This window comes from Staphylococcus cornubiensis (assembly GCF_900183575.1).
Taxonomy (GTDB): Bacteria; Bacillota; Bacilli; order Staphylococcales; family Staphylococcaceae; genus Staphylococcus; species Staphylococcus cornubiensis.
Window position 1 is genome coordinate 256,840 of the sequence record NZ_FXUZ01000001.1, and the last position, 26,382, is coordinate 283,221.

Consider the following 26,382-nt stretch of genomic DNA (forward strand, 5'->3'; position numbering starts at 1 on the left):
GGGATTATATGTTTCGAGTGTTAGTTGCTAATAGGGGCGAAATTGCTGTTCGTATTATACGTGCTTTGAGAGAGATGAAAATGGAGTCCGTGGCGATTTATGCTGTAGGTGATGAGAACAGTCTACATGTAAAGTTAGCAGATTATGCGGTGTGTATTGGGCAAGCGAACCCTTTAGATAGTTATTTAAATATACGTAAAATATTAGCCGCTGCTGAAATTACAAATGCAAATGCGATACATCCAGGTTACGGTTTTTTATCTGAAAGTCCCGTGTTCGCTGAAAAAGTTGAAAATGAAGGGCTTTACTTTATCGGACCAACCAAAGAAACGATGCAACGAATGGGAGACAAAATTACTGCGCGCCAAACCGTTGATGACGCAGATGTGCCTATCATACCGGGATCCAAATCATCAGTGGCATCCGTCGATGAAATTAAATCGCTCGCTGAAGAAATAGGTTATCCTCTCGTGATTAAGGCGGCGAGTGGTGGTGGCGGAAAAGGGATTCGTATCGTCAAAGAAGAATCACAACTTGAACGTGCTTTTAAAGAGGCCAAAAGTGAAGGCAACAAATACTTTAATGACGATCGTGTATATGTCGAAGCGTTTATTCCAGTAGCGAAACACGTTGAAGTACAAGTGCTTGGAGATGGACAATCGCGTTATATACATTTGGGCGAACGTGACTGTTCAGTCCAACGCAAAAATCAAAAACTGATTGAAGAGTCACCTTGTAGTGCGTTAAGTGAGGAAAAGCGTGCAAAAATTTGTGACGATGCAGTCAAAGTCGCAAAAGCAGCGCAATATAGAAGTGCAGGTACAATTGAATTTCTTGTGACAGAAGACGCTTATTACTTTATTGAAATGAATGCGCGTATTCAAGTTGAACATACCGTGACTGAAATGCGTACAGATGTTGACTTAGTACGCGAACAGTTACGTATTATGCAAGATGGCACGCTGTCACTCACACAAGACGATATTCATTTTTATGGTCATGTGATTGAGGCGAGAATCAATGCAGAAGATCCGCAAAAGGCATTTCGTCCAACGCCGGGCACTGTACAAAGATTACATTTACCACAAGGGTTTAATGTACGTGTAGATTCGTTGTTATATAGTGGATATACAGTGTCTTCCTATTACGATTCACTCGTTGCAAAAGTGATTGTTAAAGGTGAAAATCGTGCACATGCGATTGAAAAACTAAAGGTGACATTAGATGAATTAGTCATTGATGGCTTCACTACGACTGCCGATTTCTTATATGCGGTATTGTCTTATCCACCCTATTATGAAGGCGATGCAAAAGATGTAGACATTAAATTTTTAGAGCGTCACTCTATATTCAAGGAGGATCATAACGATGAAAATTGATTTGAACTGTGATTTAGGAGAAAGTTTTGGTAATTATCAAATTGGAAATGACCGAGAAGTTTTACCATTAATTACATCTGCCAATGTCGCATGTGGTTTTCATGCTGGTGATGAAAATGTAATGGCTCAAACTGTCAAATGGGCGAAAGAAAGTGGCGTCAGTGTGGGAGCACATCCAGGATTTCCTGATTTACAAGGTTTTGGGCGACGCAATATGTATATGTCACTAACTGAAATTTATAACATGGTCGTTTATCAAGTCGGTGCTTTAAAAATGTTTTGCGATCTCCATGGCGTGAAGCTCAATCATGTGAAACCACATGGTGCACTTTATCAAATGGCCGTGAGAGACGAGGCGATTGCTAAAGCTGTAGCGTCTGCGGTTTATGATATTGATCCACAATTGTATTTAGTCGGATTATCCAATTCGATATTGGTTGATGTCGGCAAAGCACAAGGGCTTAAAGTTGCTTCTGAAGTATTTGCCGACCGTCGATATGAAAGAGATGGTCAACTCGTGAGTCGTAAAAAAGAAGGCGCAACCATTGAAGATACTGAGGAAGCCATTGCGCAAGTCATACAAATGGTCAAAGAAGGCACGGTTAAATCGATTTCAGGTGAAGTGATTGATATTCAAGCTGACACAATTTGTGTACATGGTGATGGTGCACATGCGCTTGAATTTGTTAAAGAAATACGTTCTCGGTTATCCGAGGTGAATGTTGATATCGTAACGTTAGGGGGTTAATCGATGAAAAAAGAATCCAATCAAATTGAAAATCCAGGTGAATTTGTTTTTACAAAGGCCCACAGAAGATTATTGCTTGGCTCGGTATTTTTAATGGCCACTTCTGCTATTGGGCCTGCATTTTTAACACAAACTGCTGTGTTTACTGAACAGTTTTTAGCAAGTTTTGCATTTGCTATTTTACTGTCTATTATTATTGATATTGGAGCACAAATTAATATTTGGCGTGTTCTTGTTGTGACGGGTTATCGAGGTCAAGAAATTGCCAATGAGGTTGTTAAAGGACTTGGCACGTTTATTTCTATCCTTATTGCTCTCGGTGGATTGGCCTTTAATATTGGGAATATTGCTGGTGCTGGCCTTGGTTTAAATGCCATTTTTGGCTTAGATATTCGTACAGGTGCCGCTATTACAGCAGTGGTTGCTATTCTCGTATTTGTTTCGAAAAATGGTCAGAAAATGATGGATGTCGTGACAATGATTCTTGGTGTACTGATGATTTTGATCGTCGCATACGTGATGATCCAATCACATCCACCTTATTTGGATGCAGCCAAGCATATGGTGTTACCTGAAAATCCTTCAGTGCTTGTTCTTCCAATTATTACATTAGTCGGTGGCACTGTAGGCGGCTATATTACTTTTGCTGGCGCACACCGCATTCTTGACGCTGGTATTAAAGGGAAAGATTATTTGCCATTTGTAAATCGCTCGGCCATTTCGGCGATTTTAACAACAGGTATAATGAGAAGTTTATTATTTTTAGCTGTTCTTGGCGTCGTTGTAACAGGTGTCACTTTAAATCCAGAAAATCCACCAGCTTCTGTATTTGAACATGCTATAGGTCCAATGGGGAAAAATATTTTCGGTGTCGTTTTATTTGCGGCAGCGATGTCATCAGTCATTGGTTCTGCTTATACAAGTACGACTTTTATTAAAACACTGCATAACAAAATTAAGACGTATGATAATTATGTGGTCGTTACATTTATTGTTGTTTCTACACTTATTTTCTTATTTGTTGGCCGTCCTGTGAAACTATTGATTATTGCAGGCGCATTAAATGGTTTAATTCTGCCGATTATTTTAGGAACTGTACTCATCGCTTCAAAAAGTAAACGTATTGTTGGTGATTATCAACACCCCACTTGGATGCTCGTATTTGGTATTGTAGCTGTCATTGTAACGATTTTTACAGGCTTTTTCTCATTACAAGGATTAGCCGCGTTATGGAGTCAATAAAAATTTAGTATTAGGGCTTGGACATTCAGTTGTCTTGGCCTTTTTTATATGATTTAAAAATAGATTTGATTAATAGAAATGTGAAACCTTCATGTATATCTCATTTATATACATTATTTTTATGATAGTTTCGTATCCAGCTAGAATTATCTCTCTTATAAAACTGAATTCATATGCGTAAATATGATAAAATGACTACGGTATATACAAAATTAAACATCTTTTTATAAGGAGGCATTTGAATGATTGGAATCATCGGTGCAATGGAAGAAGAAGTAGCAATATTAAAATCTCAAATGGATGCGGTTGAAGAAATCAAAATTGCGCACGCCATTTTTTATAAAGGTACACTTAATGACAAAGAAATTATTTTAACACAAAGCGGCATCGGAAAAGTGAATGTCGCCATTTCTACAAGTTTACTAATAGATCGTTTCCAACCTCAATGTATCATAAATACTGGATCAGCGGGAGGCTTACAAACTGGATTAGCACTCGGCGATGTAGTGATTAGTAGACAAGTTGCGTATCATGATGCTGATGCACGTGCGTTTGGTTATGATATGGGACAAATTCCAGGGATGCCAACTTATTTTGAAGCAGATGCGTCATTATTTGAAAAGGTAGATGACGTCTTAAAGTCTATAAATCAAAATGGTAGAGAAGGCTTAATCGTATCAGGTGATAGCTTTATCGGAACTAACGAACAGCGTCAACTGATTTTAAAGTACTTTCCAAATGCCTTAGCTGTTGAAATGGAAGCAACTGCAATTGCACAAACATGTCATCAGTTTAATGTCCCATTCATCGTCACACGTGCAATTTCTGATTTAGCTGATGGTGAAGCGGGAATGACATTTGAAGCATTTCTTAAAGTCGCAGCTAAGTCTTCAAGTCAAATGGTGAATGAACTTGTGAAAGTACTCTAACAAATCACACAAAATGTATGCATAAATGTGTTATAATGTAACGAATGAAGTCTTTTAAAGTGGAGGATGAACATGGGTATCATCAAGCAATTATTTTTACCAAATCAATATGTGAATTCGATTTATGAAATTGACTTTGACAAACTGAAAGCATTGAATATTAAAGCGATTATCACAGATTTGGATAATACATTAGTCGGTTGGGATGAAGCACAACCGACACCTAAAGTCGAAACATGGTTTAAAAGTTTAGACGAACAAGGGTTTAAAGTTACTGTTGTTTCTAATAATAATGAACAACGTGTGAAGTCTTTTTGCCAAAATTTAAAAGTGGATTATATTTTCAAAGCACAAAAACCTAGAGGAAAAGCATTACGTCGTGCGACAGAACAAATGGGCATTCAAAAAGATGAAGTTGTTGTCATTGGAGACCAAATGCTCACCGATGTATTTGGTGGTAATCGTCACGGACTTTATACGATTATGGTAGTCCCTGTGAAAAATTCAGATGGTTTTATTACAAAGTTTAATCGTTTAGTTGAACGACGCTTACTCAAGCATTTTAAAAGAAAAGGCTATATTAAATGGGAGGAATCGTAATTGACTGAAACTTTAAAATGTATAGGTTGTGGGGCAACACTACAATCTGAAGACCCCCAAAAACCAGGTTACGTTCCAAAGGCAAGTTTAGAAAAAGAAGATGTGATTTGCCGTCGTTGTTTTCGACTGAAAAACTACAATGAAGTTCAAGATGTCGGTATGGAAAGTGAAGACTTCTTAAAGTTATTGAACGGTTTATCAGACAAACCAGGTATCGTCGTTAATTTGGTAGACGTTTTTGACTTTGAAGGGTCTTTTATTCATGCAGTAAAACGAATTGTAGGCAATAAAAAGATTATTTTAGTTGCAAATAAAATTGATTTGCTTCCGAAACAGATTAACAAACGTCGTGTTACCGAATGGTTAAGACGTTTAGCTAAAGACTATGGTTTATATCCCGAAGACGTCTGCTTAATTTCTGCTTATAAAGGAATTGGGATTGATGATTTGTTACAGACGATTGAAAAACATCGCGCCGGTCAAGATGTCTATATCGTTGGTACAACCAATGTAGGTAAATCGACTTTGATTAACAAACTCATTGAACAAACAGTGGGTGAAAAGAATGTCGTGACTACTTCACGTATTCCTGGTACAACACTAGACATGATTGATATTCCAATTGATGAAGATCATTATATGTACGATACACCTGGAATTATTCAAGAACATCAAATGACGCATTACGTTTCGACAAAGGCATTAAATACGATTATGCCCAAAAAAGAAATTAAGCAACGTGTTTATCAATTAAACGAAGCACAATCTTTGTTTATTGGTGGTTTAGCGCGTGTCGACTACTTAAAGGGTGGTAAGCGCCCACTTGTATGTTATTTTTCTAATGAGTTGAATATCCATCGTACGAAATTAGAAAAAGCGGATGACTTATGGCGTAAACAAATTGGTACACTATTATCTCCGCCGTCACCGAAAGATCCATTTGATTTTGAACAGTTGAAAACAGTGCATTTATCAACACAAAATGAGAAAAAAGATATTATGATTTCTGGTTTAGGTTTTGTCACAGTGGAAGCTGGTGCAGAACTCGATGTGATTGTACCTCAAAATGTAGAAGTCACACTCAGACCTTCAATCATGTAAGGAGCGTGAGCATATATGAAATTTGCAGTGATTGGACATCCCATTGACCATTCATTATCACCACTCATGCACCATGCGAATTTCAAAAGTTTGAACTTAGATTATGGCTATGAAGCACTTAATATTCCACCTACACATTTTCGACATATTCGAGATATTATTGGTGAAAAAGGATTGGATGGCTTTAATGTGACGATTCCACATAAAGAACGCATTATCGACTATCTTGATGATATGTCGGATGAAGCCCGAGCCATTGGTGCTGTGAATACAGTTAAAGTTGAAAATGGTAAGTGGATCGGTTATAACACTGACGGGACAGGATTTGTTAAAGGATTGCAAGCGCAATATGGTGATTTAAGTCATGCACACATTCTCATTCTCGGAGCGGGGGGCGCAAGTAAAGGTATTGCGTACGCGCTATCTCAAGTGACTGAGAATACGATATCAGTAGCCAATCGCTCTATGTCTCGTTTTAATGACTGGCAACTTGAAATCCAACCATATTCCCTTACAGATGTTGCATCTATCGCACACCAATTTGATATTATCATTAACACGACACCTGTCGGCATGCATCAATCTGAAGATAGTGTCATGTCTTTCGAACAATTAAAAAAAGATGTACTTGTATGTGATATTATTTATATTCCACTACAAACGACATTTTTAAAAGAAGCTGCACAAAAACAGTGCACGACATATAATGGGTTGGATATGTTTATTTATCAAGGTGCGGAAAGTTTTAAAATTTGGACTGGCTTAGAAAGTGACATTACTACAATGCGAAATGTAGTATTAAATAAATTGAAACAAACTTCAACTTAAGGAGGCCGTTATGGCATTAACAGGTAAACAAAAAAGATTTTTAAGAAGCAAGGCACACCATGTCGATCCAACTTTCCAAATCGGTAAGTCGGGTATTAACGAAAATATGGTTGAACAATTGAAAGAGACACTCGAAAATCGTGAACTCATTAAAATTCACATTTTACAAAACAATATGGATGATAAAAGTGAATTGGCTCAAACGGTGAGTCAAGCAACAGGAAGTGAATTGGTCCAACTTATCGGTTCTATGATTGTCCTCTACAAAGAATCTCGAGAAAACAAGCAAATTGAGTTGCCATAAAATGGAAAAAATTGTTGTTTATGGTGGACAATTCAATCCGATTCATAGTGGACATGAGATGGTGGCGAGTGAAGTTAACGCCGCCATTCAACCGGATCACTTTTATTTTATGCCAAGTTTTATGTCACCATTAAAAAAACATGATCAACTTATAGATGTTAAGCATCGTATTAAGATGGTGCAGTTGGTCATTGAAAACTTAGGGTTTGGGACGCTTCGATTAGATGAAATTGAGCGTAAAGGGCAAAGTTACACTTATGATACTTTGAAAAAAATTCATCAAGAATCACCTGATGCAAAGCTTTATTTTGTTATCGGAACGGATCAATATGAACAACTTGATCGATGGTATCAAATTGACGCACTGAAATCTTTTGTCACTTTTATAGTTGTAAATCGTGGCTATATGATTCAGTCAGATGACACTTCAATATTCCCGGTCAAAATACCGAATATCGAGGTTAGTTCAACTGAAATTCGTCAAAGATGCGCACAACAACAACCTATTCATATGTGGGTACCGTTAAATGTCGAGCGCTATATATTGAAGGAGGGGTTATATGGATCGAACATTTGCGATTGAACTCGTTGAACAAAAGCTACCGAAGAAGAGATTTGAACATTCTTTACGTGTAGCTGAAACGGCTGTCAAATTGGCAGAATTGTATGAGGGAGATAAAGAAAAAGCTGAACTTGCAGGTATTTTACATGATTTTTGTAAATATGACGACTTAAGCTTTTTATACCAACAAGTCACTCGATACGATCTCGACCATGATTTGTTAAGCTATGGCTCAGAAATTTTACATGGTCCTGTATGTGCAGCATTAATGAAACACCAATACGGTATCCAAGATGACGAAATATTATTAGCGATATACAACCACACGACAGGGCGTAAACATATGACGAAAACAGAAAAATTAGTCTTTATAGCCGATTACATTGAGCCAGGTCGAACTACGCCAAAAGTGGAAGAAATTCGAAATATGGTATACAATGGCGGTGGGTTAGATAAAACAATTTATGAAATTTCAAAAAGAACTGTTTTGTATCTCGTTAAAAAAGATGTAAGTGTGTACCAATCCACTATCGATTGTCTGAATTACTACAATTTTAATGACTCTAAAATAAAGGATGATTAAATGAACGCAAAAGAACTATTAATGTTAGCAGTTGAAGCAGCCGATGCAAAAAAAGCAGAAGACATTATTTCACTTAACATGAGCGGTGTTTCTGATCTTACTGACTATTTTGTCGTATGTCATGGGAATAATGAAAGACAAGTTCAAGCGATTGCTCGTGCTGTTAAAGAAAGTGCTGAGTCACAACAAATTGAAGTGAAGCGCATGGAAGGCTTTAATGAAGCGCGATGGATATTGATTGATTTAGTAGATGTCGTTGTCCATGTTTTTCACAAAGATGAACGCAACTATTACAATATCGAAAAATTATATCAAGATGTTGAAATGCTAGGCTACAAAGAGGTTATTAATTCATAATGCAGTATGAGAATTTAAGTGCATTTTATGACCGATTAACAGATGATCAACCTTATGATCTGTGGCTCAAAATCATACAAGATACACTTCAACAACCAAAAGCCTCACGTGTACTTGACATTGGTTGTGGCACAGGGACGTTGACCCAACACTTTACGCAGTTTGCTGATGAAGTCATTGGAATGGATTTAAGTGTTGAAATGTTAGCTTTAGCCAAACAAAAATCGAGTGCGGTTCATTGGATCGAAGGAGATATGTCAGATTTTGAACTGAATGCCGCCTTTGATTTAATCACAATTCTTTGTGACAGTCTGAACTATTTACCTGATGAAATGGCAGTGATGGCTACGTTTGAACGCGTGTTTCAGCATTTGAATACAGACGGATATTTTATTTTTGATGTCCACACGACACATAAAATGACACATCAGTTTAACGGACAAGTTTATCTGGATGACCGTGAAGATTTAACATTAGTATGGCAAACGGAACCCGCTGAAGCACCATACAGTGTTTGGCATGATTTAACATTCTTTATATTAAATGAAGCACAAACTTACGTCAGACAAGATGAATCACAATATCAACGCACTTTCGAAAAGGATCAGTATATCGCCATGCTGAAACAGGTCGGCTTTACTCAAATCGAAACCTTTTATGATTTTGATAAAGCGACACAAGACCCAGAAAGTGATCGTCTATTCTTTATTGTAAAAAAATAACAAGTAAAAAACCTTCTTCATGCGTGTAACCGTATGATAGGAGGTTTTATTTATGTTTTCAGTGGAACAACTTTTAGCTTTAATCAAACAGTATAAAATACAAGTTGGAATTGTAATAGTGCTTATGATAGGATTAGCCGTTTGGTTATTACTAAATACTGCACATGAAGAACAGTCAAAAGACGCATTGGCGATTCAACCATCTGGTCCAATTGAAGCACATCAAGAAAAATCCAAAACTAAAGCGAATCATCAACAAGCTCCTCAAAAGATAGTTGTCGATATTAAAGGCGCAGTGAAGAAACCGAGTACGTATGAAATGAAATCAGATGATCGGATGAAACAGTTATTAGATAGAGCTGAACCGTTAAATACTGCAGATTTGAGTCGTATTAACTTAGCAGAGAAATTAACAGACCAAAAAATGATTTACATCCCGACTAAGAGTGAAACAGAAAAGTCTAGCACTAGTCATACATCGCAACAAAATAATACAACAACGAGTACAACGGCTTCGAATAATATTTCTGTCAATTTAAATACTGCAGATGAGAAGGAACTCACTCAAATTCCCGGCATCGGTCCTTCAAAAGCACAAACCATTATTAAATATCGTGAAGAAAACGGCCCTTTTTCGAGTGTTGAAAATTTGAAAGACGTTAAAGGGATAGGTGAAAAAACATTTGAAAAATTGAAAGTGTATTTAACGGTATAATGCATTACAGGATGTAACTAGTCGAAGCGAGGCGAATCATTTATAATAAAATAAACAACTATACGAGGTGACAGAAAAGCATGAAACGAATTCAATGGCATGATTATTTTATGGCACAGTCTCATTTATTAGCATTGAGATCCACTTGTACACGTCTATCTGTCGGTGCAACGATTACAAAAGACAATCGAATTATTGCCGGTGGTTATAACGGTTCTGTTTCGGGTGAAGTCCATTGTATTGATGAAGGTTGTTTAATGGAAGATGGACATTGTATTAGAACGATACATGCCGAAATGAATGCGATTCTTCAATGTGCTAAACAAGGTGTCTCTACCGAAAATGCAACGATTTATGTGACACATTTCCCTTGTTTAAACTGTACGAAATCTATCATTCAAGCGGGTATCAAAACCATTTATTATGCTGAAGATTACCACAACCCTGACTATGCAGTTCAGTTGCTAGAGCAATCAGGGGTTCACTATGAAAAAATCAATTTTAATCCTCAACATATTGCGGAATATTTACTCAAACCGTAATGACGTATTTACTTCTTACATATGTTATTGGTCACATTGCATATCATCATTTGTTTACTGCATGCTTCATTTATTGTGTGATAGCATGCAGTCTATGGCTAAAGAAAAAGTCAAAGTTAGTGTTTATTTCAACAGTCGGTATGGTGCTCATAGGCTATACCATTGAGACGATTGAGCATCGTAATGAGAATTTCCCCTCAACCGCTATATCAGAGACGACCACTGCTACTCCTCAAACGATCAAAGCACATTTCACAACATTCCCTATTGTTAAAGATCATCTATTATCAGTTCAAGCGACTGTAAATGGGACGCCTATTTTAATCAAAGGGCGTATCTCTCAACAACAATCCATACCAGATGCACATTTTCTACTTCATCATCAATGTCAAGTAATAGGGACATTCCAATCACCACTTTTTAAGCAACAGCGGCCGCTCTTTATTGCAAAAAGAATTGACTTTAACCAATGCGATATAAAGGTCCCTACTTTAAAAGAGCGTATTGAGTTTGTAAGGAATACGGTGACTATACGCGTGTTAAACTCACATCTTTTCGGAAAAGGGGAAATCATAGCAATCGCAACAGGTAACTCGAATTATCTTGATAGTGATATGAAGGCACTAGCCCAAAGATTAGGGATTTCACATTTATTTGCAGTGAGTGGCACACATACGAGTATATTAATATTACTGTTTTACGCTATTGGAAAGCGACTCCCTTTACCTATGTATTACACCCAAGTAGCACTGATTTTCTTTTTACCAATATTTTTAATTTTTGTTGGGGCCAGTCCAAGCGCCGGACGTGCGGTAGCAATGACGCTCGTAATGCTGCTGTTGTCACGGTATTTTCATTTGACTTCACTCCAATCACTCTTGCTCGTTTATATTGGCATGAGTTTTGTAAATAGTGACTACCATTATCATTTAGGCTTTTTATATTCTTTTTTGATTTCTGCAATATTAATTTTGATGAAAGATGTATTACAGCATCAACATTTTATAAAATCACTCTTTTTAGGCTCTTATATTGCCGTCATTGCATCTATTCCATTAAATTATACACAACTAAATGAAATCCAATGGCAAGGGTTGATTTCGAATTTCTTTTTTATTCCACTTTATAGCACAATTGTGATTCCACTTTCATTTGCTCTCGCGATTATTGCGATAGTGATTCCTTCTATTTTAAATCTTTTCACTTTCGTGACGCACTTCATTTTTGATATTCAGACACTCTTTTTGAAGATGTTAGCCGTATTAGAAAAATTTACGCTTCCTATTCCGGATTTTGGAGAATTGGGCTTCCTTTGTTGCACAATTACAACATTTACACTGCTTTATTTGTTAACGCAAAAGCGATATACCTTATCGATACTATTAATTTTATGTCTTTGTATGATACTCTGGCAGGTTCACCCTCGTTATATCAATCAAATGACAATGATAGATGTCGGTCAAGGTGATGCAATATTATTTCAATGCTTAAACGGTGAAACGCTGTTAATCGATACAGGCGGTGCATATGAAAATCATCAACAAAAGCAGTCGAATATCAATATTACAAAGAAAAGTATTTATCCATTATTTAAGAAAATGGGGATACATCAAATTGACTATCTCATTATTACACATGCGCATCAAGATCATATGGGAGAAATTGAACATCTCGCGCAATATGTAGCAATTAAAAAAATCATCATTAATCCATCACACTTTGATGCTGCTAAGTTTCAAATGATTCAACATGTTGTTGCAAACGAACATGCGGAACTATTATCCTATGAAAATATTTCCCAAATTACGTTGGGAGATTTTCAGTTTAGTTTTTTCAATACGGATATTCCGACGAGTGATGACCCTAATGAACATTCGATTGTAACTTTAGCTACGATACACGATACACATATTTTATTGATGGGTGACGCAACGACGAAAAACGAAGAGATTTTGTTAAAACAATATGTATTACCACAAATTCAAATTCTCAAAGTGGGACATCATGGCAGTCAGACGAGTTCCTCTAAATCATTTCTCGCACAACTCCATCCAGAATTGGCACTCATTTCTGCTGGGAAACAAAACATGTACCATTTACCACATCCTACAACGATTCAAAAATTACACGACATTCATGCTAAAGTGTATAATACTGCAGATAATCATCATATTCATATTCAGTTTGATACACCTAATGACGTAGGCTATACTTTGACCACTGAACAGTTGAACTGATGATGAAGTAGGTTAATCATTCGTGTTATAATACGTTTAAAGCATTGAGATAGAGAGGAAGTCACACCATGTCAAATATTCATGTGATTCACGGTGAAGTCCCGGAGTTAATTGATCGTGAAACGGAACAACTTACTAAAAAGTACTTAGAAGATGAACCTAAAGATGACTTTAATTATGTAAGATACAACTTATATGAAACAAACTTAAATGCAATTATCGAAGAGGCCATGACACTTCCATTCTTTTCTGATAAAAAGATTGTCGTTGTGCAAAATAGCTATGTTTTTACTGGTGAAAAGCCACCTAAAGAGGCTCAGGCAAACCCAGATACATTATTTGAGTTTATTGAAAAATATGATGGGACTTCTTTGATTATCTTTCAAGTTCAAGCGCCAAAACTAGATGAAAGAAAAAAGGTAGTGAAAGCACTCAAAAAAGTAGCGAACATTAAGAAAATCGAACAAATGACTGAGCAGGAGATGCAAAAGTGGATTCATCAATATTTAAATCAGTCTTTTAAAGAAATTAAACAAGATGCCTTGGAAACACTTATTCATTTAACCGGGATACATTATCGCGTGATTAAGCAAGAACTAGACAAATTGTTATTATTTGTAGGAGATCGTCCTACAATCAATAAAGACGATGTCCAAACCATTGTAAATAGGAGTTTAGAACAAAATGTGTTTCTATTAACGGATTACATTCAAAAAGGTCAAAAAGATAGCGCTATTACACTCGTAAAAGATTTAATACAATTAAAAGAAGAACCGATTAAACTTTTAGCGTTAATTACGAGTAACTATCGCTTATACTATCAAAGTAAAATTCTTAACCAAAAAGGGTATTCTGGACAACAAATTGCTAAAACGGTAGGTGTCCATCCATACCGTGTCAAACTTGCACTGAATCAAGCACGCAAATATGATTTGGAAACATTGTTAACGATTATTGATGTATGTGCCGAGACGGACTACCAACTGAAGTCATCTTATATGGATAAAGTGCTCATATTAGAATTGTTTATTATGAAATTATAAGTGAAGCGTAAAACAAGAAGGACCATAAGAGGGGCTGAATCTAAACTGCTTTGTAGAATGCATACATCCTTTTTCAGTTGAAGCACTCAAAAGACAAAGCATGTGAAAACCTAAAAAAGAGCTGTACCTAAAATGCGGCACAGCTCTTTTTCATTATTTTGCTGACATTAATTTTGATTTCATTCTATCAGCTTTGTTAGAATGAATTAAATTCTTCTGAGCAGCTTTATCAATACGTTTCACTGCTTTGCTTACTAATTCTTGTTTATTATCAGCATTAGTTTCAATTGCTTTTTTCGCGCTTTTCACTGCAGAACGCATGTCATTTTTTTGAGAAATGTTTTTGCTTTCTGCTGTATGAGTTGTTCTCACACGTTTAATTGCAGATTTGATATTTGGCATGAAAGACACCTCCTATAATCGTCTTCGTATCAAAATAATTTGATTACAACAAGATTCATTCTATCAAAACTCTATACAATGTGCAATAATTAATTGAACGGTCGAATCATTTTTTTCGACGTCATGAACGGTCATTACGGGATGATTTCAAATATGAATGATAAAAACTGACAAATGACCTCAACAAAATTATACCTGTTTTTGAATCTTTGAATTGACGCTTTGAATCGCGTGTATTGTGTATTCAGACAGTTGCAATTAATCCCTAAAAACGTTATTATAGCAAAGATGTAATCGTTAATTTACGGGTAAACTTATGAAAGTGAGTATGATGATATGGATAATCAAGAACGTTTAAATAGACGTAAAAATATCAGGAATTTTTCGATCATAGCGCATATCGACCATGGGAAATCTACTTTAGCCGATCGAATTTTAGAAAATACAAAATCTGTTGAATCTCGAGAAATGCAAGCACAACTCTTAGATTCTATGGACTTAGAGCGTGAACGTGGAATTACAATTAAATTAAATGCAGTACGTTTAAAATATGACGCGAAAGATGGTCAAACATACACATTTCATTTGATTGATACACCAGGACACGTCGACTTTACATATGAAGTGTCACGTTCATTAGCAGCTTGTGAAGGCGCAATTCTTGTTGTAGATGCAGCACAAGGTATCGAAGCGCAAACTTTAGCCAATGTATATTTAGCGCTCGACAATGATTTAGAGTTGATTCCAGTCATCAACAAAATCGATTTACCGGCTGCTGAACCTGAACGTGTTAAACAAGAAGTTGAAGATGTGATTGGTTTAGATAAAGATGACGCTGTACTTGCGAGTGCAAAAGCAAATATCGGCATTGATGAAATTTTAGAAAAGATTGTTGAAATGGTACCACCACCAGACGGAGATCCAGCTGCGCCACTGAAAGCATTAATTTTCGACTCCGAATATGACCCATATCGCGGTGTCATTTCTTCTATACGTGTGGTAGATGGTGTGGTAAAAGCGGGTGACCGTATTCAAATGATGGCGACAGGAAAAACATTCGAAGTGACTGAAGTCGGTATCAACACACCAAAAGAATTGCCAGTAGAAGAGCTAACTGTTGGTGATGTAGGTTATATCATTGCAAGTATTAAAAATGTAGATGATTCTCGTGTAGGTGATACGATTACGCATGCAGAGAGACCTGCTGACAAACCTTTAAAAGGGTATAAAAAAATGAATCCAATGGTTTATTGTGGTCTTTTCCCAATTGATAATAAAGACTACAACGATTTACGTGAAGCATTAGAAAAATTACAGTTAAACGATGCTTCATTAGAATTCGAACCAGAATCTTCAAAAGCACTCGGATTCGGTTATCGTACAGGCTTCTTAGGTATGTTGCATATGGAAATTATTCAAGAACGTATCGAACGTGAATTCGGCATTGAACTTATCGCAACTGCGCCGTCCGTTATCTACACTGTAGTATTAAGAAACGGAGAACAAATTCAAGTCGATAACCCTGCACAAATGCCTGACCGAGATCAAATTGACAAAGTGTTCGAACCTTATGTACGTGCGACAATGATGGTTCCAAATGATTATGTAGGTGCAGTCATGGAACTCTGTCAACGTAAACGTGGTCAATTCGTGAATATGGATTACTTGGATGATATTCGTGTGAGTATCGTTTATGAATTACCATTATCAGAAGTTGTTTTTGATTTCTTTGATCAATTGAAATCCAACACAAAAGGTTACGCTTCATTTGATTATGAATTTATCGAGAACAAAGAAAGTAACCTTGTTAAAATGGACATTTTACTTAATGGTGATAAAGTAGATGCATTAAGCTTTATTGTGCATCGTGACTTTGCTTATGAACGTGGTAAAACGCTCGTAGAAAAATTAAAAACGTTAATTCCGCGACAACAGTTCGAAGTGCCTGTCCAAGCTGCAGTAGGGCATAAAATTGTAGCGAGAACGAACATTAAATCAATGGGTAAAAACGTCCTTTCAAAATGTTATGGCGGTGACATTAGCCGTAAACGTAAATTATTAGAAAAACAAAAAGCCGGTAAAGCTAAAATGAAAGCTGTTGGTAGTGTTGAAATCCCACAAGATGCTTTCTTAGCCGTACTGAAGATGGACGATGAATAAAGACAAAATTACATGCTCCCGCGCATCTTGAGGTGTCGAGGGGGCATATTTTATGAGGTGAATACTAATGAAAGCAAAAAGTGCGTATATTCATATTCCTTTTTGTGTAAAAATCTGTACGTATTGTGATTTCAATAAATATTTCATCCAAAATCAACCTGTCGATCAATACTTGGAATGTTTAGTAGAAGAAATGAAGCAATCGAAAGCATCTGATTTAGAAACGTTATTTGTCGGTGGTGGTACGCCTACCGCATTATCTGAGTCACAATTAGAATATTTATTACAAGCGATTAATGACCAGTTTAATATTAAAGGTGAATATACATTTGAAGCTAATCCAGATGAGTTAACAGAAGAAAAAGTCGCCTTATTGAAAAAATATGGTGTCAATCGGCTCTCACTTGGTGTACAAACTTTTGACGATACGTTACTAAAAACATTAGGCCGAAGTCATCAAAAATCTGATATTTATCGAGCGATTGAGAACGCACGTCGTCATGGTATTCCATCGATTAGTTTAGATTTAATGTATCATTTACCAGGCCAAACGATGTCTCAATTTCAAGAGAGTTTGGAAGAAGCGCTCCGTCTTGATATTGATCATTTATCAAGTTACGGATTGATTCTAGAACCTCAAACACAATTTTATAATCAGTACCGCAAAGGGAAGCTTAAAATGCCAAATGAAGATATTGGGGCTGAGATGTATCAATATTTAATGGACCGTATCAAAGACAGTGGATTACATCAGTATGAAATTTCTAACTTTGCTAAAAAAGGGCATGAATCCGTTCATAATCAAGTGTATTGGAAAAATGAAAGTTATTACGGCTTTGGTGCAGGAGCAAGTGGGTATATCAATGGTGTTCGTTATACAAATGTCAATCCCGTTAATCATTACATTAAAAAAATTCAACAACATGAACTGCCTCGTTTGACGGAAACGACACCCACAGTCAAAGAACAAATAGAAGAAGAGATGTTTTTAGGTTTAAGAATGAATCAAGGCGTGAATAAAGCACAGTTTAAAAAGAAATTTAATCAAACGATTGAAGATGTATATGCAAATGAAATTTTGTCATTAGAAGGTCAAAATTTGATTGAACAAACAGACGAACAAATCGCTTTAACAGAACAGGGGAGAATTGTTGGAAACACTGTATTTGAGGCGTTTATCAAAGTGTAAAAAAACTTTTTCAATAAATCATGCTTTAACGTTGACTTACTTTGACCAATTTGATAAATTATAATTAGCACTTGATTAGAAAGAGTGCTAATGAGGTGAAAAACATGATTACGCCAAGGCAATTGAAGATTTTAACTGCAATTGTTGAAGATTATGTTGACTTAGGACAACCTATTGGGTCTAACACTTTAATACAAAGGCACAATGTAGATGTCAGTCCTGCTACGATTCGCAATGATATGAAAACCTTAGAAGAAAAATCACTGATCACTAAAACGCATTTTTCTTCAGGTAGAGTGCCATCAGAAGCAGGATTTAGACTGTATGCCAATCATTTGTTAGAACAACCCTATCATTTTGAAAAGCAAAGTGGTCTAGATATTCATCAGATGTTAGTCAATCATCATTATGATTTAGCATCGACGTTAGATAGCTTTGCAAAAGTGTTTTCAAATCAAGCACATTATACAACTCTTGTAATAGGACCTGATCATTCAAAGGCCTCTATATTGGATGTGCATTTGATGAAGTTAAATCCGTACCACATTATCGTAGTGATGATTGATGAAACTGGACACGTGAAGCATGTGCATGTGACGTGTGAACAACCTTTTAATGATCAATCAGTCATTAAAGTATCAAACTATCTATCCGAACATGTCAGTCACTTTTTTGACGATGACAACGAGCAATCCATAGAAATGTATCGGATGTTAGGATTTAATGATCAAGAAACTGATTTAATCATACGTATTATTCACTTGCTACATCAATATCGTAACAATCAATCTACACGTGTATATTTAGGTGGTAAACATCAACTTATCGAAGGATTAAACGAGTCAACTGTGGCGTCCATACAACCTATATTAAAATATATTGAGTCCGATCGTATTGCTGATGTGATTCATGATATGTCTGACCAATTGATTAATGTACGTATTGGGACTGAGATTGAACAAAATTTACACGGCATTGCCATACTTAGCCGTTCTTATCAAATAGACAAAGATTTAACAGGTCATATTGCTGTTATCGGTCCTACTGCTATGCATTATCATAATGTGATACAATTGTTGAGTCGGATTTCATAATAAAGTGATACGAAATGTTTAAACGTAATGGAGGTTTGAAAATGTCAGAGGAAAAAGACATGCGTAAGGACGAAGAAACAAAAGAAACTGAGTCACAAGAAACAACACAAACTTCAGAACCAGAAGTGGACACTGAAGAAGTTGCAGTAGAACAAGACTCTGAAAATAATGAAAATGACGAAGCGCAAGATCCAAAAGATGAAGAGATCGCTTCTTTAAAAGCTGAAGTTGATGCAAAAGAAGAACAATATTTGCGTTTATATGCAGAATTTGAAAATTATAAAAGACGTATTCAAAATGAAGCGCAAACTCAAAAGAAATATCAAGCACAAAAAGTACTCACTGATGTATTGCCAGCACTTGATAACTTTGAACGTGCTTTGAAAATCGAAGGCGACGATGAATCATTTAACGCACTTAAAAAAGGTGTAGAAATGGTTTATGACAGTCTTTTAAAAGCGCTTGAAGATAACGGATTAGAAAAAATCAAAACTGAAGGTGAACAGTTTGATCCGAACTTCCATCAGGCGGTCATGCAAGATGACAATCCTGACTTCGAATCTGGACAAATTACCGAAGAGTTACAAGCTGGCTATCAATTGAAAGATAGAGTCTTACGTGCTTCAATGGTAAAAGTAAATCAATAATTTTGACGAAGAAAACCATTTATGTAAAAATAACTATGTTTGAAAATTAGGAGGAATTTGACTATGAGTAAAGTAATTGGAATTGATTTAGGTACAACAAACTCTTGCGTATCAGTATTAGAAGGTGACGAACCTAAAGTTATTCAAAATCCTGAAGGCGCTAGAACAACACCATCTGTCGTTGCATTTAAAAATGGTGAAACACAAGTTGGGGAAGTCGCTAAACGTCAAGCAATCACAAACCCTAATACAATCCAATCTATTAAACGTTATATGGGTACTGACCATAAAGAAAATATCGATGGTAAATCTTACACACCACAAGAAATTTCTGCGATGATTTTACAAAACTTAAAAAGCACTGCAGAAAGCTATTTAGGTGAAAAAGTTGAAAAAGCTGTTATTACAGTTCCAGCTTACTTCAATGATGCAGAACGTCAAGCAACTAAAGATGCTGGTAAAATTGCTGGTCTTGAAGTAGAGCGTATTATTAACGAACCAACAGCTGCTGCATTAGCTTATGGTTTAGACAAAACGGATAAAGATGAAAAAGTACTTGTATTCGACCTTGGTGGTGGTACTTTCGACGTGTCTATCCTTGAATTGGGAGACGGTGTATTCGAAGTATTAGCAACAGCAGGTGACAATAAACTTGGTGGGGACGATTTTGACCAAGTGATTATTGATTACTTAGTACAACAATTCAAATCAGAAAATGGTGTGGACTTATCACAAGATAAAATGGCATTACAACGTTTAAAAGATGCTGCTGAAAAAGCGAAAAAAGACTTATCAGGTGTATCTTCAACACAAATTTCATTACCATTTATCTCAGCTGGTGAGGCAGGTCCATTACACCTTGAAACAACTTTAAGCCGTGCAAAATTTGAAGAATTAGCATATGACCTTGTACAAAAAACAATGGGACCTACACGTCAAGCAATGAAAGACGCTGGCCTTTCAAACGCTGACATTGATGAAGTTATCTTAGTAGGTGGTTCAACACGTATCCCTGCTGTACAAGAAGCTATCAAAAAAGAAATTGGTAAAGAACCAAACAAAGGTGTAAACCCTGACGAAGTTGTTGCGATGGGTGCAGCAATTCAAGGTGGCGTGATTACTGGTGATGTTAAAGATGTTGTATTATTAGATGTTACACCACTTTCATTAGGTATTGAAATCATGGGTGGTCGTATGAATACGTTAATCGAAAGAAATACGACAATTCCAACATCTAAATCTCAAGTTTACTCAACTGCAGCAGATAACCAACCAGCAGTAGATATTCACGTATTACAAGGTGAACGTCCAATGGCTTCAGACAACAAAACATTAGGTCGTTTCCAATTAACAGATATTCCACCAGCACCACGTGGCGTACCACAAATCGAAGTGACTTTCGATATCGATAAAAACGGTATTGTAAACGTAACTGCAAAAGATTTAGGTACAAATAAAGAACAAAACATTACCATCGAATCGTCTTCTGCATTATCTGACGAAGAAATCGATCGCATGGTGAAAGATGCCGAACAAAACGCTGAAGCTGACAAAAAACGTCGTGAAGAAGTAGACTTAAGAAACGACGCTGACCAACTTGTATTCCAAGTCGACAAAACATTGAAAGACTTAGGTGACAATGTAAGCGAAGACGATAAAAAAGAAGCTGAAGCGAAAAAAGATGAATTAAAAACTGCATTAGAAGGTAGCGACATTGAAGATATTAAAGCGAAAAAAGAAGCTTTAGAACAAGTCGTTCAACAATTATCAATGAAAGTTTATGAACAAGCGCAACAAGCTGCACAACAACAAGGTGGCGCGAATGCTTCTCAAAACGATGATACAGTTGAAGATGCAGAATTTAAAGAAGTTAACGATGACGACAACCAACAAAAATAGGTCTTTCGATCAAATAAATTGACTGTAAAAAGTCGCTCAAAGGGGCTAGGACAATCAATCGTCCCAGCCTCTTTTTATTCAAAAAATCAATTCAAAAGGAGAGAGAGCATTGGCAAAACGAGATTATTACGAAGTCCTTGGCGTGTCTAAAAGTGCGAGTAAAGATGAAATCAAAAAAGCCTACCGTAAATTATCGAAAAAATACCATCCAGATATTAATAAAGAAGAAGGTTCAGACGAAAAGTTTAAAGAAATCTCTGAAGCTTATGAAGTGTTAAGTGACGAAAATAAACGTGCGCAATACGATCAATTTGGTCACAGTGGTCCACAAGGTGGCTTTGGTCAAGGATTTGGAGGTCAAGACTTTTCTGGATTCGGTGGCGGTGGTTTTGAAGATATCTTTAGTCAATTTTTCGGTGGTGCACAGCGTCAACGTGACCCAAATGCGCCACGTCGAGGTGACGATCTTCAATATACAATGACTGTCACTTTTGATGAGGCTGTTTTCGGTACTAAGAAAGAAATCTCAATTCGAAAAGAAGTGACATGTCATACATGTGATGGTGAAGGTGCAAAACCTGGAACTAAGAAGAAAACATGTTCATATTGTAACGGTGCAGGTCATGTCTCTGTCGAACAAAATACGATTTTAGGCCGTGTTAGAACTGAAAAAGTCTGTCCTGAATGTAATGGTACAGGAGAAGAATTTGAAGAACCATGTCCAACATGTCACGGTAAAGGTACAGAATTGAAAAATGTTAAACTTGAAGTGACTGTGCCTGAAGGTGTCGATAATGATCAACAAATCCGCTTAGCAGGTCAAGGTGGTCCTGGTGAAAATGGTGGTCCTGCAGGTGACTTGTTCGTTATTTTCCGTGTTCAACCTTCTGATAAATTCACACGTGAAGGTGATGACATTTTATATAACCACAACATTAGTTTCGCCCAAGCTGCTTTAGGTGACGAAGTGAAAATCCCTACATTAAAAGGTCATGTCATGTTAACAGTTCCTGAGGGGACACAAACAGGTAAGCAATTTAGATTGAAAGGTAAAGGGATTAAAAACGTACATGGCTACGGCTATGGTGATTTATTTGTTAATATTCGTGTACAAACACCAACACGTTTAAATGAACGTCAACGTGAACTGCTAAAAGAATTTGCTGAAGCATCAGGAGAAACAGTAAACGAACAACCTTCAAATTTTAAAGATAAAGCACGTCGTTTTTTTAAAGGAGAATAACCCATGAATTGGATTGAACTTTCTGTAACGGTTAATCAAGAAGCGGAATCTATCGCCACTGAAATATTACAAGAAGCAGGTTCTAGTGGGGTTGCGATTGAGGACTCTCATGAACTTTCCAAGATTCGCGAAGACCGATTTGGTGAAATTTTTGAACTTAATCCAGCTGACTATCCTGAGCAACATATGATTGTTAAAGCCTATTTTAATGACTTACAATACGACGAAACTTTGAAAAATAATATATTAGCACAACTTAAAGCGTCACCTATGATAGACCGTAATGTATTGGCGATAGAAGAAAAGTTCGTCCAAGAGTCTGATTGGGAAAATGAATGGAAAAATTACTTCCATCCATTTAAAGCGTCTGAGCGTTTTTTCATAGTGCCAAGTTGGGAATCTGTCGAGCGTGACGACACACATCTTTATATTGAGTTGGATCCAGGCATGGCTTTCGGAACTGGAGACCATCCTACAACAAGTATGTGCCTTAAAGCGCTTGAGCAGATTGTCCAACCACAACACCGTGTCATTGATGTCGGCACGGGCTCGGGCATTTTGAGTATTGCTTCTTACTTATTAGGTGCACAATCAATCAAAGCGACTGATTTAGACGAAATGGCTGTCCAAGTTGCGAAAGAAAACTTTGAGAAAAATCACTGTTTAGATGCCATTGAAACAGCAACTGGTAATTTGCTTATGGAAGAAAAAGGACAATATGATGTTGTCATCGCGAACATTTTAGCGCATATTATTGAAAAAATGGTTCAAGATGCATACGATCGTTTAAATCCTGAAGGTTACTTTATCACTTCTGGTATTATTGAAGAGAAGCGTGAAGCAATTCAAACATTAATGGAAGATACAGGATTCTCAATCAAGGAAGTTAAAAATGAAGCAGGTTGGGTATGTATCATCGGTCAGAAGGTGAAATAACATGCAAAGATACTTTTTAAATGAAAACGCTGAGCAACATCAGCGTTTTTTTATCACTGATAGTAACGATATCCATCATATTAAGAGTGTGATGAGACAAATAGTTGGTGATGAACTCATTATTAACTTTATAGATGCACAAACATATCGCTGTAAGATCATTGCCATCGAGCCACAACAAATTACTGTAGAAACAGTTGAACAATTAGATATTCAAACAGAATTACCATTTAACATTACAATTTGTAGCGGCTTAATTAAAGGAGACAAATACGAATGGTTACTTCAAAAAGCAACTGAACTTGGCGCGACATCGTTTGTAACGACACAAATGGATCGTTCTGTCGTTAAACTGAATGAACAAAAAGCAGCAAAAAAAGTTGATCGTTGGCAAAAGATAGTGAAAGAAGCGGCTGAACAGAGCTACCGTCAAGTCATTCCTCAAGTGAAATTTGTCTCGAATTTACACGAAATATATGATATGATAAGTCAATATGATTGTGTACTTATGGCATATGAAGCGGCGGCTAAAGAAAATGAACGCGCTTTGTTTAAACAGCAATTACGTCAAGTCAACCGCGGATCACATGTATTATTATTGTTTGGTCCTGAAGGCGGCTTTTCAGATGACGAAATTGCACTTTTTGAAAATGTAGCAAAAAGCGTAGGGCTAGGACCTCGTATTTTACGAGCTGAAACGGCGCCTCTTTATGCATTAAGTGCCATAAGCTACGAAATAGAATTAATGGGGTGAATCTATGTCTACAGTTGCCTTTCATACATTAGGTTGTAAAGTAAACCATTATGAAACAGAAGCAATTTGGCAGTTATTTAAAGATGCAGAATATAACCGTGTAGATTTCGAACAAAATGCGGATGTATTCGTGATTAATACATGTACAGTAACCAATACAGGCGATAAAAAAAGTCGTCAAATTATTCGTCGTGCGATTCGACAAAATCCAGATGCAGTCATTTGTGTAACGGGCTGTTATGCACAAACATCTTCAGCTGAAATCATGGAAATTCCTGGTGTCGACATTGTTGTAGGTACGCAAGATCGTCATAAATTATTGGATTATATTGATACGTATCAAGACGAACGTCAGCCGATTAACGGCGTAAGTAATATTATGAAAAATCGTACATACGAAGAGTTAGATGTGCCATATTTTACAGACCGTACACGTGCATCACTTAAAATTCAAGAAGGCTGCAACAATTTTTGTACTTTTTGTATTATTCCATGGGCGCGTGGGTTAATGCGTTCAAGAGATCCACAAAAAGTTATTGAACAAGCGACACAACTTGTTAACTCAGGTTACAAAGAAATCGTGTTGACAGGTATTCATACAGGCGGGTATGGTCAAGACTTAAAAGATTACAACTTGGCGCAATTGTTAAGAGATTTAGAAACGGTTGATGGCTTAGAGCGCATTCGCATTTCTTCAATTGAAGCGAGCCAATTGACTGATGAAGTGATTGAAGTCTTACAACAATCCCAAAAAGTTGTTCGTCATTTGCACATTCCTCTTCAATCTGGTTCAGATAGTGTGTTGAAACGTATGCGCCGTAAGTATTCAATGGCCCATTTTTCTGAACGTATTCAAAAGCTACATGCTGCATTACCAGGTTTAGCAGTAACGAGTGATGTTATTGTCGGTTTTCCAGGAGAGACTGAAGCAGAATTTCAAGAAACATATGATTTTATCGTCAACCATCATTTCTCTGAATTACACGTCTTTCCATATTCACCGCGAATTGGAACACCAGCAGCACGAATGGACGATCAAATTGATGAAGAAATCAAAAACGAACGTGTTCATAAACTCATTGAACTGAGTAATCAACTTGCTAAAACTTATGCTTCAAAATTTGAAAATGATGTATTAGAGGTTATTCCTGAAGAAAAAGGCTCTCAAGATGGTGTGTTAGTTGGGTATGCCGATAACTATATGAAAGTCGAGTTTGCTGGCGATGAATCATTAATCGGACAAATTTGTAAAGTGAAAATTACACAAGCAGGTTATCCATTAAATCAAGGTTCATTGTTACGTGTTGTTGAACATGCGACAAACGCTTCGGAAAATGAAAAAGTATTAAGTTAAGCGTACTTTTATAGCAACACATTGAGTAAATTGTCTGCTTTTATTTACATTTTTTATTATCATGTGAAAAAGATTCATATTCTCTAAAAAAATGTAAATTTGAAGATTGACCGACAAAAAGATTTAATTTATACTATTCATTACATGGTTACTTACTATGTAAATGATGAATAAAAGTTTTTTTGATATTTGGAGGGAGGGAAATACAGATGTCTAAAACAGTAGTCCGCAAAAACGAATCATTAGAAGATGCTTTACGTCGTTTTAAACGCTCAGTTTCAAAAAGCGGTACAATTCAAGAAGTTCGCAAACGCGAATTCTATGAAAAACCAAGCGTAAAACGTAAAAAGAAATCTGAAGCTGCGCGTAAACGTAAGTTCAGATAATCATTCATTGTGTTGAACTCCCTCAACATTCAAATGATGATATAAAAGAACGCTTACTCGATAATGGGTAAGCGTTCTTTCTAAATCAAAAACGTTCTATAACATTTTTAATCTTTTTTAATTCTCACTATTACAACCACACTTACATCACACATTCCATTTATTATAACAATTAAAGTCCACTGTCTGATTATCTATTTTCAATTTTTGTGATTTCCTAAAAATGACTTGTACGCCTTAAATTTCGATACCTTTTGAAAACCGAGACTTGTATACGACGCATTAGTATGTCTTGACACCGCAAAACAACGAAATAACGATTTAAAATTGATAACGAATAAAGTCAAAATTATTCAATAACTTTCTTGATAACACTACATGATTCCACTTTTTTAATGTATACTACAAGGAAGAGAGTGAGGTGTG

General features: G+C 36.4%; 27 protein-coding genes. 26 read left to right on the forward strand and 1 reads right to left on the reverse strand.

What is annotated here, in order from left to right:
* Nucleotides 1-8: 8 nt before the first annotated feature.
* The 16 genes from CCE82_RS01340 (at nt 9) to holA (ending at nt 13,892) form a co-directional block, all read left to right on the forward strand.
* Nucleotides 9-1,379, forward strand: a complete 1,371-nt coding sequence (locus tag CCE82_RS01340) for an acetyl-CoA carboxylase biotin carboxylase subunit (protein WP_086427638.1) — start codon at nt 9-11, stop codon at nt 1,377-1,379.
* The gene (gene pxpA, locus CCE82_RS01345; RefSeq protein WP_086427639.1) at nt 1,369-2,127 is read left to right on the forward strand and encodes a 5-oxoprolinase subunit PxpA; all 759 of its coding nucleotides are present in this window, start codon (nt 1,369-1,371) and stop codon (nt 2,125-2,127) included. The genes CCE82_RS01340 and pxpA overlap by 11 nt, the downstream gene beginning before the upstream one ends.
* A 3-nt stretch (nt 2,128-2,130) precedes the next feature.
* Nucleotides 2,131-3,369 carry an NRAMP family divalent metal transporter gene (locus CCE82_RS01350; RefSeq protein ID WP_086427640.1) on the forward strand — a complete coding sequence of 413 codons (1,239 nt, stop codon included), beginning with the start codon at nt 2,131-2,133 and terminating at the stop codon, nt 3,367-3,369.
* 242 nt (nt 3,370-3,611) lie between these two features.
* On the forward strand, nt 3,612-4,298 hold the full coding sequence (locus CCE82_RS01355) for a 5'-methylthioadenosine/adenosylhomocysteine nucleosidase (RefSeq protein ID WP_086427641.1): 687 nt from the start codon (nt 3,612-3,614) through the stop codon (nt 4,296-4,298).
* Between the two features lie 72 nt (nt 4,299-4,370).
* The gene (locus tag CCE82_RS01360) at nt 4,371-4,898 is read left to right on the forward strand and encodes a YqeG family HAD IIIA-type phosphatase (protein WP_086427642.1); all 528 of its coding nucleotides are present in this window, start codon (nt 4,371-4,373) and stop codon (nt 4,896-4,898) included.
* Nucleotides 4,899-5,999: a ribosome biogenesis GTPase YqeH gene (gene yqeH, locus CCE82_RS01365; protein ID WP_086427643.1), complete on the forward strand. Its 1,101-nt coding sequence runs from the start codon at nt 4,899-4,901 to the stop codon at nt 5,997-5,999.
* A 15-nt stretch (nt 6,000-6,014) separates the two neighbouring features.
* A complete protein-coding gene (aroE, locus tag CCE82_RS01370; RefSeq protein ID WP_086427644.1) occupies nt 6,015-6,827 on the forward strand; it encodes a shikimate dehydrogenase in 813 nt (270 codons plus the stop codon).
* Between the two features lie 10 nt (nt 6,828-6,837).
* Nucleotides 6,838-7,131, forward strand: coding sequence for a ribosome assembly RNA-binding protein YhbY (gene yhbY, locus CCE82_RS01375; protein WP_086427645.1), 294 nt, complete (start codon nt 6,838-6,840; stop codon nt 7,129-7,131).
* A gap of 1 nt (nt 7,132) precedes the next feature.
* A complete protein-coding gene (gene nadD, locus CCE82_RS01380) occupies nt 7,133-7,714 on the forward strand; it encodes a nicotinate (nicotinamide) nucleotide adenylyltransferase (protein WP_086427646.1) in 582 nt (193 codons plus the stop codon).
* On the forward strand, nt 7,692-8,276 hold the full coding sequence (gene yqeK, locus CCE82_RS01385) for a bis(5'-nucleosyl)-tetraphosphatase (symmetrical) YqeK (RefSeq protein ID WP_086427647.1): 585 nt from the start codon (nt 7,692-7,694) through the stop codon (nt 8,274-8,276). The genes nadD and yqeK overlap by 23 nt, the downstream gene beginning before the upstream one ends.
* A complete protein-coding gene (rsfS, locus tag CCE82_RS01390; RefSeq protein WP_086427648.1) occupies nt 8,277-8,633 on the forward strand; it encodes a ribosome silencing factor in 357 nt (118 codons plus the stop codon).
* Nucleotides 8,633-9,355: a class I SAM-dependent DNA methyltransferase gene (locus CCE82_RS01395; protein ID WP_086427649.1), complete on the forward strand. Its 723-nt coding sequence runs from the start codon at nt 8,633-8,635 to the stop codon at nt 9,353-9,355. Before rsfS ends, CCE82_RS01395 begins: the two co-directional genes overlap by 1 nt.
* A gap of 52 nt (nt 9,356-9,407) precedes the next feature.
* A complete protein-coding gene (locus CCE82_RS01400) occupies nt 9,408-10,070 on the forward strand; it encodes a helix-hairpin-helix domain-containing protein (protein ID WP_086427650.1) in 663 nt (220 codons plus the stop codon).
* Between the two features lie 80 nt (nt 10,071-10,150).
* Nucleotides 10,151-10,612 carry a ComE operon protein 2 gene (locus tag CCE82_RS01405; RefSeq protein WP_086427651.1) on the forward strand — a complete coding sequence of 154 codons (462 nt, stop codon included), beginning with the start codon at nt 10,151-10,153 and terminating at the stop codon, nt 10,610-10,612.
* Nucleotides 10,613-10,731: 119 nt separating this feature from the next.
* Nucleotides 10,732-12,849 carry a DNA internalization-related competence protein ComEC/Rec2 gene (locus CCE82_RS01410; protein WP_240507140.1) on the forward strand — a complete coding sequence of 706 codons (2,118 nt, stop codon included), beginning with the start codon at nt 10,732-10,734 and terminating at the stop codon, nt 12,847-12,849.
* 68 nt (nt 12,850-12,917) lie between these two features.
* Complete coding sequence (gene holA / locus CCE82_RS01415) at nt 12,918-13,892, forward strand: DNA polymerase III subunit delta (RefSeq protein ID WP_086427653.1); 975 nt, start codon at nt 12,918-12,920, stop codon at nt 13,890-13,892.
* A 153-nt stretch (nt 13,893-14,045) separates the two neighbouring features.
* Here the strand turns inward: holA and rpsT are convergent, their stop codons facing one another.
* Nucleotides 14,046-14,294 (reverse strand): 30S ribosomal protein S20, encoded by a 249-nt coding sequence (gene rpsT / locus CCE82_RS01420; protein ID WP_014613771.1) that lies wholly within the window; start codon nt 14,292-14,294, stop codon nt 14,046-14,048.
* 336 nt (nt 14,295-14,630) lie between these two features.
* Here rpsT and lepA point away from each other — a divergent pair, with 336 nt between their 5' ends.
* The 10 genes from lepA (at nt 14,631) to rpsU (ending at nt 25,956) form a co-directional block, all read left to right on the forward strand.
* A complete protein-coding gene (lepA, locus tag CCE82_RS01425) occupies nt 14,631-16,454 on the forward strand; it encodes a translation elongation factor 4 (protein ID WP_086427654.1) in 1,824 nt (607 codons plus the stop codon).
* A 67-nt stretch (nt 16,455-16,521) separates the two neighbouring features.
* The gene (hemW, locus tag CCE82_RS01430; RefSeq protein WP_086427655.1) at nt 16,522-17,643 is read left to right on the forward strand and encodes a radical SAM family heme chaperone HemW; all 1,122 of its coding nucleotides are present in this window, start codon (nt 16,522-16,524) and stop codon (nt 17,641-17,643) included.
* Between the two features lie 104 nt (nt 17,644-17,747).
* The gene (gene hrcA / locus CCE82_RS01435; protein ID WP_086427656.1) at nt 17,748-18,737 is read left to right on the forward strand and encodes a heat-inducible transcriptional repressor HrcA; all 990 of its coding nucleotides are present in this window, start codon (nt 17,748-17,750) and stop codon (nt 18,735-18,737) included.
* 14 nt (nt 18,738-18,751) lie between these two features.
* The gene (grpE, locus tag CCE82_RS01440) at nt 18,752-19,384 is read left to right on the forward strand and encodes a nucleotide exchange factor GrpE (protein WP_086427657.1); all 633 of its coding nucleotides are present in this window, start codon (nt 18,752-18,754) and stop codon (nt 19,382-19,384) included.
* 63 nt (nt 19,385-19,447) lie between these two features.
* The gene (gene dnaK / locus CCE82_RS01445; protein ID WP_086427658.1) at nt 19,448-21,283 is read left to right on the forward strand and encodes a molecular chaperone DnaK; all 1,836 of its coding nucleotides are present in this window, start codon (nt 19,448-19,450) and stop codon (nt 21,281-21,283) included.
* A 109-nt stretch (nt 21,284-21,392) separates the two neighbouring features.
* Nucleotides 21,393-22,526: a molecular chaperone DnaJ gene (gene dnaJ, locus CCE82_RS01450; protein ID WP_086427659.1), complete on the forward strand. Its 1,134-nt coding sequence runs from the start codon at nt 21,393-21,395 to the stop codon at nt 22,524-22,526.
* A gap of 3 nt (nt 22,527-22,529) precedes the next feature.
* Entirely contained in the window at nt 22,530-23,462 is a 933-nt protein-coding gene (prmA, locus tag CCE82_RS01455; RefSeq protein ID WP_086427660.1) for a 50S ribosomal protein L11 methyltransferase, read from the forward strand.
* Nucleotide 23,463: 1 nt separating this feature from the next.
* The gene (locus tag CCE82_RS01460; protein WP_086427661.1) at nt 23,464-24,216 is read left to right on the forward strand and encodes a 16S rRNA (uracil(1498)-N(3))-methyltransferase; all 753 of its coding nucleotides are present in this window, start codon (nt 23,464-23,466) and stop codon (nt 24,214-24,216) included.
* 4 nt (nt 24,217-24,220) lie between these two features.
* Nucleotides 24,221-25,570, forward strand: a complete 1,350-nt coding sequence (gene mtaB, locus CCE82_RS01465; RefSeq protein WP_086427662.1) for a tRNA (N(6)-L-threonylcarbamoyladenosine(37)-C(2))-methylthiotransferase MtaB — start codon at nt 24,221-24,223, stop codon at nt 25,568-25,570.
* A 209-nt stretch (nt 25,571-25,779) separates the two neighbouring features.
* Nucleotides 25,780-25,956 carry a 30S ribosomal protein S21 gene (rpsU, locus tag CCE82_RS01470; RefSeq protein WP_002471046.1) on the forward strand — a complete coding sequence of 59 codons (177 nt, stop codon included), beginning with the start codon at nt 25,780-25,782 and terminating at the stop codon, nt 25,954-25,956.
* The last annotated feature ends 426 nt before the right edge of the window (nt 25,957-26,382 follow it).

Bases quoted from the DNA above. Each gene is read 5' to 3' on its own strand.
- CCE82_RS01340 (WP_086427638.1), top strand. From the start codon at position 9: ATGTTTCGAGTGTTAGTTGCTAATAGGGGCGAAATTGCTGTTCGTATT.
- pxpA (WP_086427639.1), top strand. From the start codon at position 1,369: ATGAAAATTGATTTGAACTGTGATTTAGGAGAAAGTTTTGGTAATTAT.
- CCE82_RS01350 (WP_086427640.1), top strand. From the start codon at position 2,131: ATGAAAAAAGAATCCAATCAAATTGAAAATCCAGGTGAATTTGTTTTT.
- CCE82_RS01355 (WP_086427641.1), top strand. From the start codon at position 3,612: ATGATTGGAATCATCGGTGCAATGGAAGAAGAAGTAGCAATATTAAAA.
- CCE82_RS01360 (WP_086427642.1), top strand. From the start codon at position 4,371: ATGGGTATCATCAAGCAATTATTTTTACCAAATCAATATGTGAATTCG.
- aroE (WP_086427644.1), top strand. From the start codon at position 6,015: ATGAAATTTGCAGTGATTGGACATCCCATTGACCATTCATTATCACCA.
- yhbY (WP_086427645.1), top strand. From the start codon at position 6,838: ATGGCATTAACAGGTAAACAAAAAAGATTTTTAAGAAGCAAGGCACAC.
- nadD (WP_086427646.1), top strand. From the start codon at position 7,133: ATGGAAAAAATTGTTGTTTATGGTGGACAATTCAATCCGATTCATAGT.
- yqeK (WP_086427647.1), top strand. From the start codon at position 7,692: ATGGATCGAACATTTGCGATTGAACTCGTTGAACAAAAGCTACCGAAG.
- rsfS (WP_086427648.1), top strand. From the start codon at position 8,277: ATGAACGCAAAAGAACTATTAATGTTAGCAGTTGAAGCAGCCGATGCA.
- CCE82_RS01395 (WP_086427649.1), top strand. From the start codon at position 8,633: ATGCAGTATGAGAATTTAAGTGCATTTTATGACCGATTAACAGATGAT.
- CCE82_RS01400 (WP_086427650.1), top strand. From the start codon at position 9,408: ATGTTTTCAGTGGAACAACTTTTAGCTTTAATCAAACAGTATAAAATA.
- CCE82_RS01405 (WP_086427651.1), top strand. From the start codon at position 10,151: ATGAAACGAATTCAATGGCATGATTATTTTATGGCACAGTCTCATTTA.
- holA (WP_086427653.1), top strand. From the start codon at position 12,918: ATGTCAAATATTCATGTGATTCACGGTGAAGTCCCGGAGTTAATTGAT.
- rpsT (WP_014613771.1), bottom strand. From the start codon at position 14,294: ATGCCAAATATCAAATCTGCAATTAAACGTGTGAGAACAACTCATACA.
- lepA (WP_086427654.1), top strand. From the start codon at position 14,631: ATGGATAATCAAGAACGTTTAAATAGACGTAAAAATATCAGGAATTTT.
- hemW (WP_086427655.1), top strand. From the start codon at position 16,522: ATGAAAGCAAAAAGTGCGTATATTCATATTCCTTTTTGTGTAAAAATC.
- hrcA (WP_086427656.1), top strand. From the start codon at position 17,748: ATGATTACGCCAAGGCAATTGAAGATTTTAACTGCAATTGTTGAAGAT.
- grpE (WP_086427657.1), top strand. From the start codon at position 18,752: ATGTTTAAACGTAATGGAGGTTTGAAAATGTCAGAGGAAAAAGACATG.
- dnaK (WP_086427658.1), top strand. From the start codon at position 19,448: ATGAGTAAAGTAATTGGAATTGATTTAGGTACAACAAACTCTTGCGTA.
- prmA (WP_086427660.1), top strand. From the start codon at position 22,530: ATGAATTGGATTGAACTTTCTGTAACGGTTAATCAAGAAGCGGAATCT.
- CCE82_RS01460 (WP_086427661.1), top strand. From the start codon at position 23,464: ATGCAAAGATACTTTTTAAATGAAAACGCTGAGCAACATCAGCGTTTT.
- mtaB (WP_086427662.1), top strand. From the start codon at position 24,221: ATGTCTACAGTTGCCTTTCATACATTAGGTTGTAAAGTAAACCATTAT.
- rpsU (WP_002471046.1), top strand. From the start codon at position 25,780: ATGTCTAAAACAGTAGTCCGCAAAAACGAATCATTAGAAGATGCTTTA.